Genomic DNA, 18,441 nt, shown 5'->3' with positions numbered 1-18,441 from the left:
GTCACCCGGCGGCCATTGCCTGCGCGCCGCCGAGCAGCTGCGCGTTGAGCCGGCCGCCGGAGAACAGCATGTCGTCAAGGGCTTCGTCGATATCGGCGGAGATCACGGTGTTGCCGCCGTCCCGTGCGATGCTTCCTTGCGCCAGCCGCCGCATCAGCTCCTTGATGAAGGCGCAACTGGTGCCCTCGCTGCGTCGGGCAGCCTCCGCGATCACCGCCCCCTCGAGCGGCAATCCCCTGCCGTAGAGCCGGACGAGCTTGCCGCGGCCGGTCTCGTCGGGCAGCGGCACTTCGATGGCTTGATCGATGCGGCCGGGGCGACCCGCGAGAGCTCCCTCGAGGTCCTCCGGCCGGTTGGTGGTCAGGACGAACAGGATGTCGGCGTCTTCCTTCAGCCCGTCCATCTCGTTGAGCAGCTTGTTCAGCATGGATTCCGCACACGGCCCCATGTCATCGCGGTCGCGGGCGATGAGATCGACATCCTCGATCACCACCATCGACGGCTGGAGCAGGCGTGCCAGGCTCATATAGGCGCCGAGCAGACCGATCTGCTCGGCCGTGATGATCAGCGTCGTATGCCCGGGCAAATGCGTTGCGAGATAGCGGATCGTGTGGGTCTTGCCAGTGCCCGGCGGCCCGTACAGCAAGATGCCTTTGCGTGTCGATTGACCCAGCCGGCGCAATTGGACTCGGGTGTTGACGAAGGTCAGAACGTTGCGATCGAGCAGCCGCAGGGTCTGCTCCGGCAGGATCACCTCGTCGCGCGCGACCTGCGGCAAGCGATGCACCGTGATGCCGCGCGAGCGACCGCGATAGTCGGAGTCGGCATCGAGCGACAGGATCTTGCCGCGATAGGTCCGCGCAGCCTGTACGGCTTCTTCCAATTCATTGAAGCATCGCTGGACGAGAGCCGCGCCTGCGGAACCTGAAGGCACCAGGATCTCGATCCGAATTCCGGGCTCGCGACTGTATTCGCGGTGTGCGCAGAGCAAAACCGCATAGCGGAGATGATCCTGCTCACACAGCCATAGTCCGTTATCCAGACACTTGACCGGGCTCTTCTCGCCTACATCGACGTCGGAATATTGCAGCGGGGCAATCGCGATCGCATAGCGGCCCTCCTTGAGCAGTCGTGGGATCGACAGCGTTTCATAGCGCTGCTCCTCGTTCTGTCCCACCAGCCGGATGGCCTTGCCGAAGAGCCGGTCGACCGCGGCTTGAAGATCGACCCGCATGTGGCCGGGAAATTGGCGGATCGTGGTCACGAGTTTGCTGCGCGCGGTGCTGGCAAGGTGCCAATCGAGAACGTCGCAAGCAAAGTCGAAATCTTCCTCTTGTTCGTTCGAGGGTTCATCCGCCGCACGCATGCAGTCGCTGCACAGCCAGACCGTTCGGTCGCCGATACGAACGTCGGTCTGTCCCTCAGGCTTGCCACAGAGTTCGCAAGGAGTCTTGACCGCCTCTAGCGTGACCTGCAGTTGGTGGCCGGCCAATTCGATGGATAGTTGCGCAGATTTGAAAAGGGCTTCGGCAACCGATTGCGGGTAAGGCCCGCAAACCGCCTTGTCCTTCTGCTCGATCTGAGTGATGAGCGCGGTCGCTTCACGGTCTGATTTGCCGAAAACCTGCCGAAGCAGATCCATCACGAATCGGTCCGGCGTATCATCGTCATTATGAATTACGAGCTGGGTCGGCTGGTTCTCGCCACGCATACTGTTCATTACGAAAGGTCTCCCGGACAATCTATGATTGAATAGAACGAATAGGGAACACAAAAAGAAGCAACCGTCAAGCTGGGCGGCGGCGAGTAATTGCGATTGGTGGGTGAGGTTCTGGTGCGCCGGTGCGGCCCTGTTGCTCGACGATGCCGCGGCACATCGATCCAGCTGCCGTCCTTTGACATCCCGGGCCGCCTCGACTATATATTTCGCATGCGAAATAAAGCGGCCGGCTCGGGGCATCATCGGCTGATCTACCTGTTGAGCGTGGCCCAACGCCGCGTGCAGCGCTGGATGGCGGGGCAGCCTTCGAGCGAGGTCACGCCGGCGCAGGCAGGACTCCTGTTCATCCTCGGCAAGCAGGACGGCGTCCTGATGGGCGAGGCCGGCGCGGCGCTCGACATGGGGCCGGCCGGCATCTCGGGGCTGGTCGACCGTACGGCGGCGGCTAAACTGGTCGAGCGGCGCGCGGATCACGAGGATGGTCGCGCCTGGCGCGTCTGGCTGACGCCGAAGGGGCGAACGGCGCTGGCGCAGGCGAAGGCCAGCGCAGCAAAGGTCAATGCGGCATTGACGGAAGGATTTACCGGCGCGGAGATCGACGTCGTCGCGCGCTGGCTGACGAGCATTCAGGATAAATTCCCAAGAGGAGCGAACGAATGACTGACCAAGTCCGGATCGAGAACAACGGCGGAATTCTCACGCTCACGCTGGCGCGCCCCGACAAGAAGAACGCGCTGACGGATGCGATGTACGGCATACTTGCCGACGCCATCGAATCCGCCGAGTCGGATGCGTCGGCCCGCGTGATCCTGATCCGCGGCGAAGGCGACATGTTCACTGCCGGCAACGACGTCGGCGAATTCGCCGCGGTCGCAGCGGGCAAGTCGGAAGGAAGCCGCAACGTCGTGCGCTTCATCCAGTCGCTGGCGCGCTGCACCCGGCCCTTGGTTGCGGCGGTGCAGGGCCGCGCCGTCGGCGTCGGCACCACGATGCTGCTGCATTGCGATCTCGTCGTGCTTGCCGACAACGCGCAATTGTCGACGCCCTTCGTCAGCCTTGCGCTGGTGCCGGAAGCCGCCTCCAGCCTGCTGATGCCGGCGCGCATCGGCTACGCGCGGGCCTACGAGATGTTCGCGCTGGGCGAGACCGTGCCGGCCAAATCCGCTCTGGAATGGGGGCTCGCCAACCGCGTGGTGCCGCTCGACAAGCTCGACGCCGAAGCGCTCGCGCTGGCGCAGCGTCTTGCCCGTCAGCCGGCCGGCGCGCTCACCGCCACCAAGAAGCTGATGCGCAATGGCGAGGCGCTGGTCGCGCAGATGAATGCCGAAGGCGAGCAGTTCGGACTGCGCCTGCGTACCGCCGAGGCGCGCGAGGCCTTCACGGCATTTGCGGAGCGCCGCCCGCCGGATTTCACCAAGGTTGCGTGATATCCGGGGCTGTACTGAGGCTCGTCGGGCCGGAACTTCAAGCCCATTCGATTAAAACCTTAACGGAACATTGGCATGTCGCGGGCAAGGTGGCGCTCGAAAGAATAGGCCCCGACACCATGGCAATGTTTAAGAAATCGGTAAGTTCGCTCCTCCTGACCTTGATGGCCCTGCTGGCCGCGGGTGCGCTGGCCTCCACGGCGATCCAGATGGTCGGGGCGTTCGGCCGCTATAGCGACAGTCTCGAGACCGCGCGGCTTGCCGCGGCCGACAAGGCGATCTTCCATGGCGTGCTGGCGCTGCGCAACAATCGCGGCGATGCCCAGAGCGCGATTCTCGGCGAGGATGATCCGCGGGCAAAACTAGAGGCGGCGGAGAAGGCCGAGCAGGGCGGCTATGACGCGATCGGCGCCGCGCTTGCCACCGTCGACTTCGCCCGCCGCGATGAACTCGCCGGCACATTGAAGCAGGGCTGGAGCGCCGCGGCGCCGCAATTCCAGCTGTTCTACGATGAAGCCAAGCGTCCGCGTGCCGAGCGCAAGATCGAGCGCACCAACTCCTGGTATGACGCCGTCACGAAGGTGATCGACACGGCCAACCTCGCCTCCACCGCGGTGTCGAACCGTGCCTGGATGGACGACCCCTTCATTGCACGCATGATCCAGGTCCGGCGCTTCGCCTGGCAGGTGCGCGATCGCTATGGAATCCATTGTTCGTCGCTGCGCTCCAACGTCAACGGCAGCAAGCCGCTCGACGACGCTCAGAAGCGGTCAGTGGCGCAATGGGATGGCACGATCACCTCCGGCTGGGCGGGCATGGCCGAGTTGCTGGCTGCGCCGGGCGTGGCGGCGGAGCTGGTGACGGCAGCGACGGAGGCGAAGGCCAAGACCGACGGTGCCCTCAAGCAGATCGGCGACCTCACCAAGAATTTCGACGGCAGCGGCAAGCCCGCGATGCCCGCCGCGGAATGGAATACGCTGTGTCAGTCACCCTTCGCGTCCATCGTCGCGGTGGCGAACAAGGCGCTCGACCAGTCGATCGTCCGGGCGGAGACGGTGCAGGCTAGGGCGCTCACCAATCTCGTCGTGCAGTCGCTCGCGTTCCTGCTCGCGCTCGCCGTGACCCTGGCCGGCGTGTACGTGATCCGCAACCGCCTCATGCGCCCGGTGCGTGCCATCCTGGATGCCATCGCCAAGATCAGCGCCCGCGACTACGCGACACCCGTCCCGCAATCCAGGTATCCCGACGAGTTCGGCACCATGGCCGCCGCGCTCGAAAGCTTGCGCGAGAGCGCGGCGACCGCGGAACGCCTGGGCCGGGAACGCGAATCGCAGCAGGCGCTGCAGCTCGCCCGCTCCGGTACCGTCGATGCGGCTTGCCGCAGTTTCGACGACACCGTGCAAGCCGTCATTCACAGCGTTGCGGCGTCGACGAAGGAGCTCGATGCCACCGCGACCGACGTGCGCTCGCTGGTGTCAGAATCGAGCAGCCAGACCGCGGCGGTCTCGTCCTCCGCCGAACAGGCCACCAACAATCTCGAGACCATCGCGGCCGCGACCGAAGAACTCTCCGCGTCCGTCGGCGAGATCTCCGCGCAGGTGCAGGCCAGCGCACGCGAGGCCCGTGAAGCCGTGTCGCAGGCAGCGCAGACCAATGCGACGGTCGAGATCCTCGATCAGACCGCTGGCCGCATCGGCGAGGTCGTGAAGATGATCAACGCCATCGCAGGACAGACCAATCTGCTGGCGTTGAATGCCACCATCGAAGCTGCGCGCGCGGGCGAGGCCGGCCGCGGCTTCGCCGTGGTCGCCGGCGAGGTCAAGAGCCTCGCCTCGCAGACGGCGACGGCGACGGAAGAGATCTCCCGCCAGGTCGCGGAGATCCAGGGCGCGACCGGCCAGGCGGTCACCGCCATCCGCGCGATCGGCGGCGCGATCAGCGGCATCGACGAGAAGATGACGGCGATCGCGGCCGCGGTCGAACAGCAGCGCGCTGCCACCACCGAGATCTCCCGCAACTTCCAGCAGGCCGCGCAGGGAACCCGCGAAGTCACCGACACCATCGGCAGCGTCGCCAGACTCAACCAGGAGACAGGCAATGCCGGTTCGGTGCTGTCGGTGTCCGTGTCGAAAATGTCCGCCGACGCCGATCGTCTCCGCGTGGCGGTCGAGGGCTTTTTGGGCGCGGTGAGGACCGCATAACTTCGACGATCTTCCGTCCCACCGTCGTGCCATCGGCATTGCCGCCGATGCACGCGGCGGGTACATCTGTGACGCTGCGCGAGCGTTGCGGCAGGTGTAAGAGATATCAGGGATGGAGAGTTCGATGCCGGTCACGCCCCAACACAAGGCCCAGCGCCCCTATCGCGGCGTGTTCCCGGTTGCACCCACCATCTTCGACGAGCGCGGCGAGCTCGACCTCGAGGGACAGCGCCGCTGCATCGATTTCATGATCGACGCAGGCTCGAATGGTCTGTGCATTCTCGCCAATTTTTCCGAGCAGTTCGTGCTCACCGATGCCGAGCGCGAGACCGTGATGCATGCGGTGCTGGAGCATGTCGCGGGCCGCGTTCCCGTGATCGTCACGACCACGCATTTCAGCTCGGTCGTCTGCGCCGCGCGGAGCCAGCAGGCCGAGGCGGCCGGTGCCGCCATGGTCATGGTCATGCCGCCCTATCACGGCGCAACCTTCCGCGTGCCCGAGAAAGGCGTGGTCGAATTCTTCAAGGTGCTGTCGGGCGCGATCAAAATTCCGATCATGATCCAGGATGCGCCTGTCGCCGGCACGCCGCTGTCGGTAGAGCTGCTCGCGCGGCTGGCGCGTGATTTCTCCAACATCCGCTATTTCAAGATCGAGGTTCCAGGCGCTGCGTCAAAGCTGCGCAGCCTGATCGACGCCGGCGGCAGCGATATCGAGGGTCCCTGGGACGGCGAGGAAGCGATCACGCTGCTCGCCGATCTCGATGCCGGCGCCACCGGCGCGATGACCGGCGGCGGCTATCCCGACGGCATCCGCCAGATCGTCGATCCCTATTTCGCCGGCAAGCGTGAAGAGGCCAAAGCCGCCTACGAACGCTGGCTGCCGCTGATCAACTACGAAAACCGCCAATGCGGCCTGATCGCCTGCAAGGCGATGATGCAGGCCGGCGGCGTGATCAAGTCGGACACGGTGCGGCATCCGCTGCAGCCGTTGCACCCGGCGACGCGGGCCGGGCTGCTGGAGCTCGCGAAGGAGCGCGATGCGCTGGCGTTGCGGTGGGGGAAGTAACTCACTCATCGTCGTTGCGAGCAGCGAAGCGACGAAGCAAGCCAGGCCATTTCCGCGGACGCAGTCTGGATTGCTTCGCTGCGCTCGCAATGACGGAGCTTGAGGAAGCTATCTCGCCAACGCCCACTCGCCTACAATGCGAAACCTTGCTCCCGCATCATCCTGCTTGAACAATGCAATGCGATCGATCGCCAGCGCATCAAGCCGGAGCGCCGCGAACCGCGCGCGCAGCGTCTCCAGAATTGGCCTGCGGCGCTCCGCGTCCAGCCGCCCCGTCAACGTCATGTGGAAGCGGAATTCCTCCATCACGTAGGGGTAGCCCCAGCGGTCGAGATAGTCGCGCTGCCGCTCGCTGAGCTTCTCGGGCTTGCGCCGCGCGCGATCTTCCGCCGTCAGGGCGGTGCGAAAGCCATCGAACGCGCGGACGCAATCGGCGGCGAACTCTTGGAGCGCATCGACCGGCTCGGCCGGAATGACCGCGATGAAGCCGCTGATGGCATCGACAATCGGGCGGATCACCGGGATCGACCGCGCCTCGCCGGCGAAGGCCACGCAGGCCGCCAAAAGCTCCGCCTCCGTCCTGCCAGGCGCGAGCGCCATCGGCGCTTTCAGCGTGCCATGAAAACCGTATTTGCGAGGATCGGCGGTGATGTCGCGCCAGTCCGGCGCGAGATGCGATGCGTCGGCGGGAAAGGGCAGCTCGTTGCCGGTATAGACATCGTAACCGAGCAGCTCCGCGCCGAAGCGGGAGAGGGCGCTGTCGCTGCCTGCGGCAAAATAGATCGCGTAGCGGGGGAAACTTGTCATCGTCCGAGCATAGCGGGTTTATGCCGCGACGACAGCTTCGCGCGGGGTAGCTGCCATGCCAAGCAACCGCGTCGCGTCGGTGAGATGCACGAGCTTGCCGCCCGATATCACGGCGATCAGCCGCGGCCGCAGCGGCACGCTGTCGTCGACCAGCAGAATGTCCGCGCGTCGGCCTTCCGCGAGCACGCCGCGATCGGCAAGGCCGGTCGCGCGCGCCGGCGCGGCGGAGACCAGGTTCCAGGCTTCGGTCAGCGGCAGCACGCCATCGGCGGCGAGGCGGAACGCAGCGAGCAGCTGCGCGGGATAGTAATAGTCCGAGGCCAGCACGGAGCAGAGCCCCTTGGCGATCATGTCGGATGCTTTGGTCCAGCCCGTGTGGCTGCCGCCGCGCACGACGTTCGGTGCGCCGTAGACGATGTCGTCGCCGTGGCTTGCCGCCGCCCGCGCCGTCTCCTCGTTGATCGGAAACTCCGCGAGCGCCACGCCCATGGCGCGAAAGCCCTGGCGCATCGCCGGCGTCGCATCGTCATGCGAGAGCATCCGCACGTCGGCGGCGCGCGCCGCCGCGGCGAGCCGCGACACGGAAGCTGGCACTTCACTGGCGCTGGAGAGCACACGCTCGACGAGGCGATCGAATTCCTCGCTCGACAGGCCGGTGCGCTCCACCATGCGGTTGCGCTTGCGGGGCTTGGCCATGTCCCCAACCGTGCCGTCCATGTGGTCGTTGAAGGCGAAGAGGTCGACGCGGCCATCGCTGAGCCACTGGCTGATCTCGGTTTCGGCGTCGAGATTATAGGTCTCGTGGCGCAGGTGAAAGCGGGTGTCGGCCGCGAATTGCGGGCGCTGCCGTTCGATCGCCTCCATCAGGCCGCGCGCATTGTCGGCGCTGCGCAGGCCCGGCTCCCACGAACAGGTCGTGGCGTGAAACACCGTGGTGATACCGTTGCCGATCGCTTGGCGGTCGCTATCGGCGAGCGCCACGTCGATCGGAAAATCGACCCCGGCGCGCGGCATCATCTGCCGCTCGAAGGCATCGCCATGCAGATCGACGATGCCAGGCAGGACCAGCAGGTCGCGCGCGTCGATCGCAAGCCGCGCCCGGCCGCGAGAGGCATCGATCTCTGCGATGTCCGTTCCGGACAGGGCAAGAGAAGTTTCGACGAGCTCGGAGCCGATCAGGCTTCGGCCGCCCTCAAGGAAAATGTCTGTCACGCGACTGCGCTTGGTTTGCTGCTAACAGAATTGTTGAGAGAACTTGCGTGCTTCGTATGTCGAGAGAAAATCTTCAATCCCGAGCTTGCGGAAATCGGGCAGTGCTGTACGCAATTTGTCGTGATCCCAATCCCACCAGGCGAGGGTGGCGAGCCGTCCGGCAAGCTCTTCCGAGAACCGCCGGCGAACGATGCGCGCCGGATTGCCGGCGACGATGGTGTAGGCCGGAACGTCCTTGGTGACGATGGCGCCGGCCGCGATCACCGCGCCGGTGCCGATGTTGCGGCCCGGCAGCACGATCGCGCCATGGCCGATCCAGACGTCATGCCCGATATGGACGTGATGCTGGCGCCGCCAGTCGAAGAATTCCGTGTCGTCGCTCTCGCCTTCGAAATAGGCGCTCGAACGATAGGTGAAGTGCGCCTGCGTGGCGCGGTGCATCGGGTGGTTGCCCGGATTGATCCGTGTCATCGCCGCGATCGAGCAGAACTTTCCGATGGTGGTGTAGGTGATCTGGGCGTCGTTCACGACATAGGAGTAATCGCCCATCGTCACCTCGTGTAGCATCGTGCGCGCGCCGACCTCGGTATAGGCGCCAAGCCTGGCGTCGTGCAGCTTCGCCGAGGGATCGATGGTCGGCTGGACCGAAAGAGCTTTGGCGGCCATGTTGCATCCGAACGAGAGGGCGGGCGTTTCTCTTCGAGCGGCTTGATGACAATGTCATGACGACGCGATGACAGGGGATGAACAGGGGATGAGGTGTGTAGGATCGCCGCACCGCAACGTCCGTGTCACACAAGTGTCAAGCGCCGGCGTTAGCGGTGGGTCCCAGCTACTCTGGAGCCCTGCATGCTGGTGGTTGAAGGTCTGACGTGTCGCTTCGGCGTGAAAGCCGCGGTGGACGACGCCTCGTTTCAAGTCTCTCCCGGCGGCTTCGTCGGCGTGATCGGACGGTCCGGCGCCGGCAAGTCGACCCTGCTGCGGACCATCAACCGTCTCGCGGCCCCTTCGCAGGGCCGCATCCTGTTCGACGGCCTCGACGTCACGGCGCTGCGCGGCAAGGAGCTGCGGCAGTGGCGGGCGCGCTCGGCGATGATCTTTCAGCAGTTCAATCTGGTCGGCCGGCTCGATGTTCTCACCAACGTCCTGATGGGACGGCTTGCGACGGTGCCGGCCTGGCGCTCGCTGTCGCAGACCTGGCCCGAGCAGGACAAGGCGCTGGCGATGTCCGCGCTTGAGCAGTTCGACATCGCCCCGCTAGCAGCCCAGCGCGCCGACCAACTCTCCGGCGGCCAGCAGCAGCGCGTCGCGATCGCCCGCGCGCTGGTGCAGCAGCCCGACATCATCCTCGCCGACGAGCCGATCGCTTCGCTCGATCCGCGCAACACCAAGATCGTCATGGATGCGCTTTTGCGCATCAACAAGCATTTTGGCATCACCGTGCTCTGCAATCTGCATTCGCTCGACCTGGCGCGCAGCTATTGCGACCGCCTGATCGGCATGGCGCAGGGACGCGTGGTGTTCGACGGCGCGCCGGCTGAGTTGACCGAGCACGTTGCGCGCGAGCTCTACGATCTCGAAGCCGCCGATGTCATGGGCGGCACGCTCGCACCGGTGCGACAGGGCATTCCGGTGCTTGGAACGGCGGCCGCCGCCTGAGCGGCGCCGCATCAGGACCCACCAGTTTTGCGTCAACCGACCTGAACCAATGAAGAGGCTATCATGATCACTCGCAGATTGATTCTTGCCGGCGCCGCCGCGCTCGCGTTCACGACCTCGGCTTCCGCCGAGGACTGGAAAGCTAGATATCCCGAACTGACCTTCGCGGTCATTCCGGCGGAAAACGCCTCGGGCGTCACCGAGCGCTGGGCGCCGTTCATGAACTATCTCTCCAAGGAATTGGGCGTGAAAGTCACGCTGCGCATCGCCAACGACTACGCGGCCGTCATCGAAGGTCAGCGTGCCGGCAACATTCATATCGCAAGCTATGGCTCAGCGTCGTTTGCCCGCGCCCGCCTGACCGGCGTCAAGACCGACGCCTTCGCGAACGACATCAACTCCGACGGCTCTACCGGCTACTACTCGGTGTTCTTCGTCAAGGCGAGCAGCCCCTACAAGAGCATCGACCAGCTCAAGGGCAAGAACCTCGGCCTGGTCGACCCGAACTCAACCTCCGGCAACAACGTGCCGCGTTTCGAGCTCGACAAAATGGGCATCGCGGACGCCGACACCTATTTCAGCAAGGTCGTCTTTACCGGCAGCCACGAGAACGCGATCCTGGCGCTGGCGCAGGGCACGGTCGACGTCGCGGCCAACCAGTGGACCAGCGACGACGATTCGACGCTGGCGCAGATGCTGACCAAGGGCATGCTGAAGAATGCCGATGGCTCGGCGATGAAGAAGGATGATTTCCGCATCATCCACAAGTCGGCGCCGATCATCAACGGCCCCTATGCCTACAATTCCGATCTGCCGGAAGAGGCCAAGGCCGCGATCGCGAAGGCGTTCTTCGACGCGCCGGCCAAGGACAAGGCTGCCTTCGACCGCCTCCAGGACGGCCAGAAGAAGGGTTTTCATCCCGCGACCACCAAGGATTGGGATGGCACGATCGAGCTGATCAAGTTCGTCGATGCGCTGCGTAAGAAGAAGGCGTCCTGAGTTTCGGGACGATGCCACTGGAGCCGGGTCGATGGACCCGGCTCTTTCTCTTTGATTGACCATTTTTCCTGGCCAAGATGACCGTCGCGGTTTCGATCCTCCCGGAGCAGCAGCTCGCCGTGCTCAACGCCGCCTATCGCCAGGCGGTCGCGCGCAGGCGAGGGCGCCTCCTGTTCGGAGCCGTGGTGTTCGCCGCTGCGCTGCTTCTGGCGGCGATCGGCGCGGAAGTGAATCTGCGGACGCTGTTCGCCCATTACGGCAACTTCATCAGCTATTTCGACCGCATCCTCACACTCGACAGCGGACAGCGGGTCTGGACCGATGTCGGCGAGTGGCTCTGGGGCTGGCGCAAATGGCTGAGGATGCTGGGCGAGACCCTGCTGATCTCCTATGTCGGCACGTTGATCGGCGCGACTTTTGCCTTCTGCCTGAACTTCTTCGCGGCTGAAAACACCTCGCCCGCGCCCTGGCTGCGGTTCGCGGTGCGGCGCCTGCTTGAATTCGCCCGCACGGTGCCCGGCATCGTGTTTGCGCTGATCTTCGTGATCGCCTTCGGGCTCGGACCGATGGCGGGCGTACTGGCCATTGCGATTCACTCCACCGGCGCGCTCGGAAAGCTGTTCTCCGAGACCGTCGAGAACGTCGACATGAAGCCGGTCGAAGGCGTCCGCTCGACCGGCGCGAGCTGGCTCTCCTGCATGCGCTTCGCCATCCTGCCGCAGGTCACGGCGGGCTATGCCAGCTACGCGCTGCTGCGTTTCGAGATCAACGTCCGCGAGGCCTCCGTGATGGGATTCGTCGGCGCCGGCGGCATCGGCCAGGAGCTGGTCGTCGCCATCCGCAAGTTCTATTACTCCGACGTCAGCGCCATCCTGCTCACCATCATCGTCACGGTCTTCATTATCGACATCAGCACCGGCTGGCTGCGCGGCCGCCTGTTCGGCAGGGAGACGCGGACGTGACGGGGCCGCAGGAGATCGACATCGCCGCGCTTCGCGCGCGCTACCCCGATGTGTTCGACCGGCCGGCCTCGGCGCGGCTCGCCATGCCGGGGATGATCGTCGCGGCGCTCGCGATCCTGATTTATGGCCTCGTCGATCTCGACTTCTCGCCCTCGCGCTTCGTCGCCGGCCTCAGCCAGCTCGGCTGGATCAGCCTGATGATGATTCCGCCGGATCCCGGTTCGTCGCTGCCGATCTATCTGAAGGCGCTGGGCGAGACGCTGTCGATCGCGCTGCTCGGCACGACGCTGGCTGCGGTGTTCGCGCTGCCGATCAGTCTTCTTGCCGCGCGTAACGTGGTGCCGTCGAGCATTTTGCGCTTCCCGATTCGACGTTTCCTGGATTCGATCCGCGGCGTCGATACGCTGATCTGGGCGCTGGTTTGGATCAACGTGGTCGGGCTCGGCCCGTTTGCCGGCGTGCTCGCCATTGCCGTGTCCGATTTCGGCGCCTTTGGAAAGCTGTTCTCGGAGGCGATCGAGGGCGCGGACCAGAAGCAGGTCGAGGGCATCCGCGCCTCCGGCGGCAGTGCGCTGCACGAGATCCGCTTCGGTCTGCTGCCGCAGGTTTTGCCCGTGATCGCCGGCCAAGTGCTCTATTTCATCGAGTCGAACACGCGTTCGGCTACCATCATCGGCATCGTCGGTGCCGGCGGTATCGGCCTCCAACTCGCCGAGCAGATCCGCGTGCTGGAATGGCAGAAGGTGTTGTTCCTGATCCTGATGATCCTGGTCGCGGTCGCCGCGATCGATTTCGTCTCGGGAAAACTGCGCTTCGCGATTATTGGGCGAAGGGCGGTGGCCTGATCACGATTTCGTAGGGTGGTAAAGCGCCGCGTGCGCACCAGTTCAATCGCAGTACTGGATGGATGGTGGGCACGGCGCAAGTGCGCCTTTGCCCACCCTACGACTCCACCAAAAATTCCACCCGCTCCGCCGCAAAGCGCGAATGCTTGGTGACCAGCGGCTTGCCGTCGAGATCGTGATCGGTGGCGTCGACCACCAGGATCGGCCGTCCCAGCGCCAGATCGAGCCGTGCGGCGTCGGTTGCGTCAACGATGCCGGCGGTGATCCGGGTCGCGCCGCGGCGATAGTCGCGGACGCCGTAATGCTCGAGCAATTTCGTCATCGAGCGGGTCGCGGCAAAGACGTCGCCCGCACCCGGAAACAGCTGCGCCGACAGCCACGTCGTGGAGACGCAGATCGGCGTGCGGTCGGCGAGGCGCATCGCCTCGATCCGCACCAGCGGTGCACCAGTCTTGAGGCCGAGTTCCCGCGCGAGTTCGCGGGTCGCGACATCATCGGACGCCTCGATCAACCGGCCATGCGGTTCGCGGCCGTCCGCGCCGACGATCTCGGAGAAACGAGTCCGCGATCGCAGCGGATAGGCGAGCTTCTGCGTCTCGACATAGGTTCCGCTGCCGCGTTCGGCCCGCACGATGCCGCGCTCGGCAAGCGCGGCCAGCGCGCGCCGCACGGTGTGGCGGTTGACGCGATAGGTTTCGGCGATCTCCACCTCGCCCGGCAGCTTGTCGCCGGCCGCAAAGCGGCCATCGGCGATACCGCGCTCGATGCCGTCGGCAACGAGGCGCCACAATGCGACGCCGGAGGAAGCTGTGTCTTGCATGCTCATGTGGCCGGGAAGCTACTCCAGAAATCACGCCCTTGTCACGAAACAGTCATGGCGCTCCGCTATCAAGTTGTCTAGTATCATAGACAACTTGGATTCGGCAAGTTCTGCAGAAAAGTCGGTGGATGTGGTGACCCAGCACAACAATCAGCAAGCCCAGCGCAAGGCCGCAATGGCCGTGCTGGCGCACGCGGAGGCGGGCGAGATCGCCGCTCGCCTCCGCGCTCTCGCTTTGCCGGCGCATCAGGATCTGCGCGCGCCGGAAAACGGCCTCGTCATGCTGCGCGGCCGGGTCGGCGGCGACGGCGCGCCGTTCAACCTCGGTGAAGCCACCGTGTCGCGCGCCGCGGTGCGGCTTGCGAGCGGCGAGGTCGGTTTCGGTTACACGCTCGGTCGCGACGGCGAGAAGGCGCGGCTGATCGCGCTGTGCGATGCGCTGGTGCAGTCCAGCGATTTCGGCGCCGCGGTGGAGCGGGATATTATCGCGCCGTTGCGTGAGCAGCTGATGGCCAAGCGCAAACAGGTGGCGGCCGAGACCGCCGCGACGAAGGTTGATTTCTACACCATGGTGCGCGGTGAGGGGTGAGATCATGACCACGATTGCGGAACTGCCGCCGGGGTTCGCCGACAAGGTGCTGTCGGCGCAATCGACCTTTCGCTCGGTCATGGACGCGATGGCGCGGCCGGGATCGGTCCAGCGCATCGTGCCGACATCAGGAGCGCCTCAAACGATGATGCGCGGCACGGCCGCGATCGCGCTGACGCTGTTCGACCACGACACGCCGCTCTGGCTCGATGCGCGCATGTCGGAAAGCACCGACGTGACAAAATGGCTGAAGTTCCACACCGGCGCACCGGTGGTGCAGGATCCCTCGATCGCCAGCTTCGCGCTGATCGGCGACGGCGGAGTGCTGCCTTCGTTCGAGCGCTTCGCGCTCGGCACCAGCGAATATCCGGATCGCTCGACCACATTGATCGTCCAGGTCGATAGCCTTGACGCCGGACGCAGCTTCGAGCTGCGCGGCCCCGGCATCGACGGTGTCGCCACGCTCCAGGCGTCGATCAAGCCGTTCGACCTGTTCGAGCGACTTCGTATTAACGAGGCGCTGTTTCCGCGCGGCGTCGATGTGGTGCTGGTGGCCGATGACGCCGTGGTTGCGATCCCGCGCACCACGCGTGTCGTGAGCAAGGGAAGCTAAGCATGTATGTCGCAGTCAAAGGCGGCGAACGCGCCATCGAGAACGCCCATCGCCTGCTCGCCAGTGCGCGGCGCGGCGATCAAAGCGTGCCGGAAATTTCCCTCGACCAGATCTCGGAGCAGCTTGGTCTCGCCGTGGACCGCGTCATGAGCGAAGGCTCGCTCTATGACCGCGAGCTCGCGGCGCTCGCCATCAAGCAGGCGCGCGGCGATCTGATCGAGGCGATCTTCCTGGTCCGTGCCTTCCGCGCCACGCTGCCGCGCTTCGGCGCCAGCGAGCCGGTCGAGACCGGCGCGATGCGGGTGCAGCGGCGGGTGTCCTCGACCTTCAAGGACATTCCCGGCGGCCAGATTCTCGGGCCGACCTTCGACTACACCCATCGCCTGCTCGATCCCTCGCTCGCCGAAGGCTTTGTGCCGGAAGCGCCAGCGACGGCCGAAGCATCGACAGTGCCCACACCGCGGGTGACGGATATCCTCGGCCGCGACGGCCTGATCGAGCCCTCGCCGCAAGCGGAAGAGGGCGCCAGCGTCGGCGACCTCACCCGCGAGCCGCTGAACTTTCCGGCGGATCGTGACCTGCGCCTGCAAAATCTCGCGCGTGGCGACGAAGGGTTCTTGCTGGCGATGGGCTATTCCACCCAGCGCGGCTACGGCCGCAACCATCCCTTCGCTGGCGAGATTCGCTTCGGCGAGGTCGATGTCGAATTTTCGGCGGAAGACGTCGGCTTCGCCGTGCCGCTCGGATCGATCGAGCTCACCGAGTGTCAGATGGTCAACCAGTTCAAGGGCTCCGCGACCGAAGCGCCGTGCTTCACGCGTGGCTATGGCCTCGCTTTTGGCCAGAGCGAGCGCAAGACCATGTCGATGGCGCTGGTCGACCGCGCGTTGCGCGCGCGCGAGCTGGGCGAAGAGGCGCTCGCCCCTGCGCAAGATGAAGAATTCGTGATGTCGCATTCGGACAACGTCCAGGCGACCGGCTTCGTCGAGCATCTCAAGCTGCCGCACTATGTCGACTTCCAGTCCGAGCTCGGCCTGTTGCGCAAGCTGCGCAAGGAATTCACTGAAGCCAATGCGCCTGATGCCATGAAGGAGGCCGCGGAATGAACGCGCCCGCCTACAATTTCGCCTATCTCGACGAACAGACCAAACGGATGATCCGCCGCGCAATCCTCAAGGCGATCGCGATCCCCGGCTATCAGGTGCCGTTCGCCAGCCGTGAAATGCCGATGCCCTATGGCTGGGGCACCGGCGGCGTACAGGTCACCGCGGCGATCCTCGGGCCCGAGGACGTGCTGAAGGTGATCGATCAGGGCTCCGACGACACCACCAACGCGATCTCGATCCGGAAGTTCTTTGCCAAGACCGCCGGCGTCGCCACGACCACGGCGACGGAAGATGCGACCGTGATCCAGACCCGCCACCGCATTCCGGAGAGATCGCTGCACGAGAATCAGGTGCTGGTCTATCAGGTGCCGATCCCGGAGCCGCTGCGCTTCCTCGAGCCGCGCGAGACCGAGACGCGGCGCATGCACGCGCTCGCCGAATATGGCCTGATGCATGTCAAGCTCTATGAGGACATCGCCCGCTTCGGCCACATCGCGACGGCTTATGCCTATCCGGTGAAAGTCAACGCGCGCTATGTGATGGACCCGTCGCCGACGCCGAAATTCGACAATCCCAAGATGGACAATTGCCCGGCGCTGCAACTGTTCGGCGCCGGCCGCGAGAAGCGCATCTATGCGATCCCGCCCTATACGCAAGTTGTGTCGCTCGACTTCGAGGATCATCCCTTCGAGCCCTATCGCTTCAACGCGCCTTGCGCGCTATGCGCCGCGGAAAATTCCTATCTCGACGAGATCGTCACCGACGACAAGGGCGGGCGCATGTTCGTCTGCTCCGACACCGATTATTGCGAGGGACGCCAGGCCGCGGGCCACCACGGCAGCCTCAGCGCGGCGCCGTACAAGGACAAGGCGGGCTCACATGGTTGATCAAGACATGGTTGATCTCGACATGCTGGAAAACGACCAGCCGCTGCTCGTTGCCGAGTCTCTCAGCAAGTCCTATGGCCGCATCGCCGCGTGCCGCGACGTGTCGTTCTCGCTCTATCCCGGCGAGGTGCTGGCGATCGTCGGCGAATCCGGCTCGGGCAAGTCGACGCTGCTCCAGCTCCTGTCGGGTCAGCTCGCGGCCAGCGGCGGCCAGGTGTCCTATCGGATGCGCGACGGCGTCACCCGCGATCTTGCCACGCTGGGCGAGGCCGAGCGGCGCTTCCTGTTCCGCACCGATTGGGGTTTCGTGCACCAGGATCCCGCGCAAGGCCTGCGCATGGCGGTCTCGGCCGGCGCCAATGTCGGCGAGCGGCTGATGGCGGTGGGGTGGAATCACTACGGCCGCATCCGCGATACCGCGTCGGACTGGCTGACCCGCGTCGAGATCGACATCGCACGCATCGACGATGCGCCGCGCACCTATTCCGGTGGCATGCGCCAGCGTCTCCAGATCGCCCGCAACCTCGTCACCGAGCCGCGGCTGGTGTTCATGGACGAGCCGACCGGTGGCCTCGACGTCTCCGTGCAGGCCCGGCTGCTCGACCTCGTGCGCAGCCTCGTCGCCGAACTGCATCTCGCGGTCATCATCGTCACCCATGATCTCGCGGTCGCGCGCCTGCTGTCGCATCGCGTGATGGTGATGAAGGGCGGTCGCGTCATCGAGACCGGCCTCACCGACCAGGTGCTCGACGATCCCCGCGAGCCCTACACCCAGCTCCTCGTCTCCTCGATTCTGCCGGCATGAGTTTTCCAAGAAGAGTTTTCCAATGACCGCCATGATCGACGTCACCGACGCCAACAAGACCTTTACGATGCACCTGCAAGGCGGCATCGAATTGCCTGTGGTCAGCGGCGTGACCTTCAACGTCAACCCGGGCGAATGCGTCGTGCTGTCCGGCCCGTCGGGCGCCGGAAAATCGTCGATCCTGAAGATGATCTTCGGCAATTATCGCTGCGATTCCGGCCGCATCGGCATCCGCCATCGCGGCGCGCTGGTCGATCTCGCCACCGCCGAGCCGCGGCAGGTCCTCAACATTCGTCGCGCGACCATCGGCTATGTCAGTCAGTTCCTGCGCGCGGTGCCGCGCGTCGCGACCGTCGACGTGGTCGCCGAGCCGCTGATCGTCAACGGCCTGGCGCGCGCGGAGGCGCAGGCCCGTGCTGGCGAATTGCTGCATCGGCTCAATATCCCCGAGCGGCTTTGGCAGCTTCCGCCCGCGACCTTCTCCGGCGGCGAGCAGCAGCGCGTCAACATCGCGCGCGGCTTCATCTCGGATCTGCCGATCCTGCTGCTCGACGAGCCCACCGCCTCGCTCGATGCCGCCAACCGCGCCGTCGTGGTCGAGCTGGTCGCCGAAAAGAAGCGCCGGGGCGTCGCCATGGTGGCCATTGTCCATGACGACGAAATCCGTCATCTGATTGCCGACCGCATCGTCGATGTCACCAGCTTCGCCGCCGCGGCCTGAAG

General features: G+C 65.1%; 19 protein-coding genes. 14 read left to right on the top strand and 5 right to left on the bottom strand.

Annotation, left to right across the window (positions count from 1 at the left end):
• Position 1: 1 nt before the first annotated feature.
• On the bottom strand, positions 2–1,960 hold the full coding sequence (locus N551_RS0103450) for an ATP-dependent Clp protease adaptor ClpS (RefSeq protein ID WP_245287723.1): 1,959 nt from the start codon (positions 1,958–1,960) through the stop codon (positions 2–4).
• Here N551_RS0103450 and N551_RS0103445 point away from each other — a divergent pair.
• The 4 genes from N551_RS0103445 to N551_RS0103430 all read left to right on the top strand — a co-directional run bounded on the left by N551_RS0103445 (position 1,931) and on the right by N551_RS0103430 (position 6,414).
• Complete coding sequence (locus tag N551_RS0103445; protein ID WP_027565761.1) at positions 1,931–2,380, top strand: MarR family winged helix-turn-helix transcriptional regulator; 450 nt, start codon at positions 1,931–1,933, stop codon at positions 2,378–2,380. The two genes, N551_RS0103450 and N551_RS0103445, sit on opposite strands and share 30 nt — an antisense overlap.
• Positions 2,377–3,147 (top strand): enoyl-CoA hydratase, encoded by a 771-nt coding sequence (locus N551_RS0103440; protein ID WP_027565760.1) that lies wholly within the window; start codon positions 2,377–2,379, stop codon positions 3,145–3,147. The genes N551_RS0103445 and N551_RS0103440 overlap by 4 nt, the downstream gene beginning before the upstream one ends.
• Positions 3,148–3,266: 119 nt before the next feature.
• Positions 3,267–5,348: a methyl-accepting chemotaxis protein gene (locus N551_RS0103435; RefSeq protein ID WP_027565759.1), complete on the top strand. Its 2,082-nt coding sequence runs from the start codon at positions 3,267–3,269 to the stop codon at positions 5,346–5,348.
• Between the two features lie 124 nt (positions 5,349–5,472).
• Positions 5,473–6,414 carry a dihydrodipicolinate synthase family protein gene (locus N551_RS0103430; protein WP_027565758.1) on the top strand — a complete coding sequence of 314 codons (942 nt, stop codon included), beginning with the start codon at positions 5,473–5,475 and terminating at the stop codon, positions 6,412–6,414.
• A 108-nt stretch (positions 6,415–6,522) separates the two neighbouring features.
• Here the strand turns inward: N551_RS0103430 and N551_RS0103425 are convergent, their stop codons facing one another.
• From N551_RS0103425 to N551_RS0103415, 3 genes are read right to left on the bottom strand one after another with little or no spacing between them, the layout of a single operon-like run.
• The gene (locus N551_RS0103425; RefSeq protein ID WP_027565757.1) at positions 6,523–7,221 is read right to left on the bottom strand and encodes a DUF1045 domain-containing protein; all 699 of its coding nucleotides are present in this window, start codon (positions 7,219–7,221) and stop codon (positions 6,523–6,525) included.
• A gap of 18 nt (positions 7,222–7,239) precedes the next feature.
• Positions 7,240–8,433 carry an alpha-D-ribose 1-methylphosphonate 5-triphosphate diphosphatase gene (locus tag N551_RS0103420; RefSeq protein ID WP_027565756.1) on the bottom strand — a complete coding sequence of 398 codons (1,194 nt, stop codon included), beginning with the start codon at positions 8,431–8,433 and terminating at the stop codon, positions 7,240–7,242.
• Between the two features lie 21 nt (positions 8,434–8,454).
• Positions 8,455–9,099, bottom strand: a complete 645-nt coding sequence (locus N551_RS0103415; protein WP_027565755.1) for a chloramphenicol acetyltransferase — start codon at positions 9,097–9,099, stop codon at positions 8,455–8,457.
• 183 nt (positions 9,100–9,282) lie between these two features.
• Between N551_RS0103415 and phnC the strand changes: the two genes are divergently transcribed.
• The 4 genes from phnC (at position 9,283) to phnE (N551_RS0103395) (ending at position 12,898) form a co-directional block, all read left to right on the top strand.
• Positions 9,283–10,092 (top strand): phosphonate ABC transporter ATP-binding protein, encoded by an 810-nt coding sequence (gene phnC / locus N551_RS0103410; protein ID WP_027565754.1) that lies wholly within the window; start codon positions 9,283–9,285, stop codon positions 10,090–10,092.
• Positions 10,093–10,155: 63 nt separating this feature from the next.
• Positions 10,156–11,091, top strand: a complete 936-nt coding sequence (gene phnD, locus N551_RS0103405; protein ID WP_027565753.1) for a phosphonate ABC transporter substrate-binding protein — start codon at positions 10,156–10,158, stop codon at positions 11,089–11,091.
• A gap of 77 nt (positions 11,092–11,168) precedes the next feature.
• Positions 11,169–12,053: a phosphonate ABC transporter, permease protein PhnE gene (gene phnE / locus N551_RS0103400; protein WP_027565752.1), complete on the top strand. Its 885-nt coding sequence runs from the start codon at positions 11,169–11,171 to the stop codon at positions 12,051–12,053.
• Positions 12,050–12,898 (top strand): phosphonate ABC transporter, permease protein PhnE, encoded by an 849-nt coding sequence (gene phnE, locus N551_RS0103395; RefSeq protein WP_027565751.1) that lies wholly within the window; start codon positions 12,050–12,052, stop codon positions 12,896–12,898. Before phnE (N551_RS0103400) ends, phnE (N551_RS0103395) begins: the two co-directional genes overlap by 4 nt.
• Positions 12,899–12,995: 97 nt before the next feature.
• Here phnE (N551_RS0103395) and phnF read toward each other — a convergent pair whose 3' ends face one another.
• Complete coding sequence (gene phnF / locus N551_RS0103390) at positions 12,996–13,724, bottom strand: phosphonate metabolism transcriptional regulator PhnF (RefSeq protein ID WP_027565750.1); 729 nt, start codon at positions 13,722–13,724, stop codon at positions 12,996–12,998.
• Between the two features lie 118 nt (positions 13,725–13,842).
• Between phnF and phnG the strand changes: the two genes are divergently transcribed.
• From phnG to phnL, 6 genes are read left to right on the top strand one after another with little or no spacing between them, the layout of a single operon-like run.
• Positions 13,843–14,307 (top strand): phosphonate C-P lyase system protein PhnG, encoded by a 465-nt coding sequence (gene phnG / locus N551_RS0103385; RefSeq protein ID WP_027565749.1) that lies wholly within the window; start codon positions 13,843–13,845, stop codon positions 14,305–14,307.
• A 4-nt stretch (positions 14,308–14,311) separates the two neighbouring features.
• Positions 14,312–14,920 (top strand): phosphonate C-P lyase system protein PhnH, encoded by a 609-nt coding sequence (gene phnH / locus N551_RS0103380; RefSeq protein WP_027565748.1) that lies wholly within the window; start codon positions 14,312–14,314, stop codon positions 14,918–14,920.
• 2 nt (positions 14,921–14,922) lie between these two features.
• Positions 14,923–16,026: a carbon-phosphorus lyase complex subunit PhnI gene (locus tag N551_RS0103375; protein WP_027565747.1), complete on the top strand. Its 1,104-nt coding sequence runs from the start codon at positions 14,923–14,925 to the stop codon at positions 16,024–16,026.
• Complete coding sequence (locus N551_RS0103370) at positions 16,023–16,913, top strand: alpha-D-ribose 1-methylphosphonate 5-phosphate C-P-lyase PhnJ (protein ID WP_027565746.1); 891 nt, start codon at positions 16,023–16,025, stop codon at positions 16,911–16,913. The genes N551_RS0103375 and N551_RS0103370 overlap by 4 nt, the downstream gene beginning before the upstream one ends.
• A 7-nt stretch (positions 16,914–16,920) precedes the next feature.
• Positions 16,921–17,718: a phosphonate C-P lyase system protein PhnK gene (phnK, locus tag N551_RS0103365; RefSeq protein ID WP_027565745.1), complete on the top strand. Its 798-nt coding sequence runs from the start codon at positions 16,921–16,923 to the stop codon at positions 17,716–17,718.
• A 22-nt stretch (positions 17,719–17,740) separates the two neighbouring features.
• Positions 17,741–18,439 carry a phosphonate C-P lyase system protein PhnL gene (gene phnL, locus N551_RS0103360; protein ID WP_027565744.1) on the top strand — a complete coding sequence of 233 codons (699 nt, stop codon included), beginning with the start codon at positions 17,741–17,743 and terminating at the stop codon, positions 18,437–18,439.
• Positions 18,440–18,441 lie beyond the last annotated feature (2 nt).

This window comes from Bradyrhizobium sp. URHA0013 (assembly GCF_000518345.1).
GTDB lineage: Bacteria > Pseudomonadota > Alphaproteobacteria > Rhizobiales > Xanthobacteraceae > Bradyrhizobium.
The sequence above is the reverse complement of the archived record's forward strand: the minus strand, read 5'-3'. Positions and strand labels throughout refer to the sequence as shown.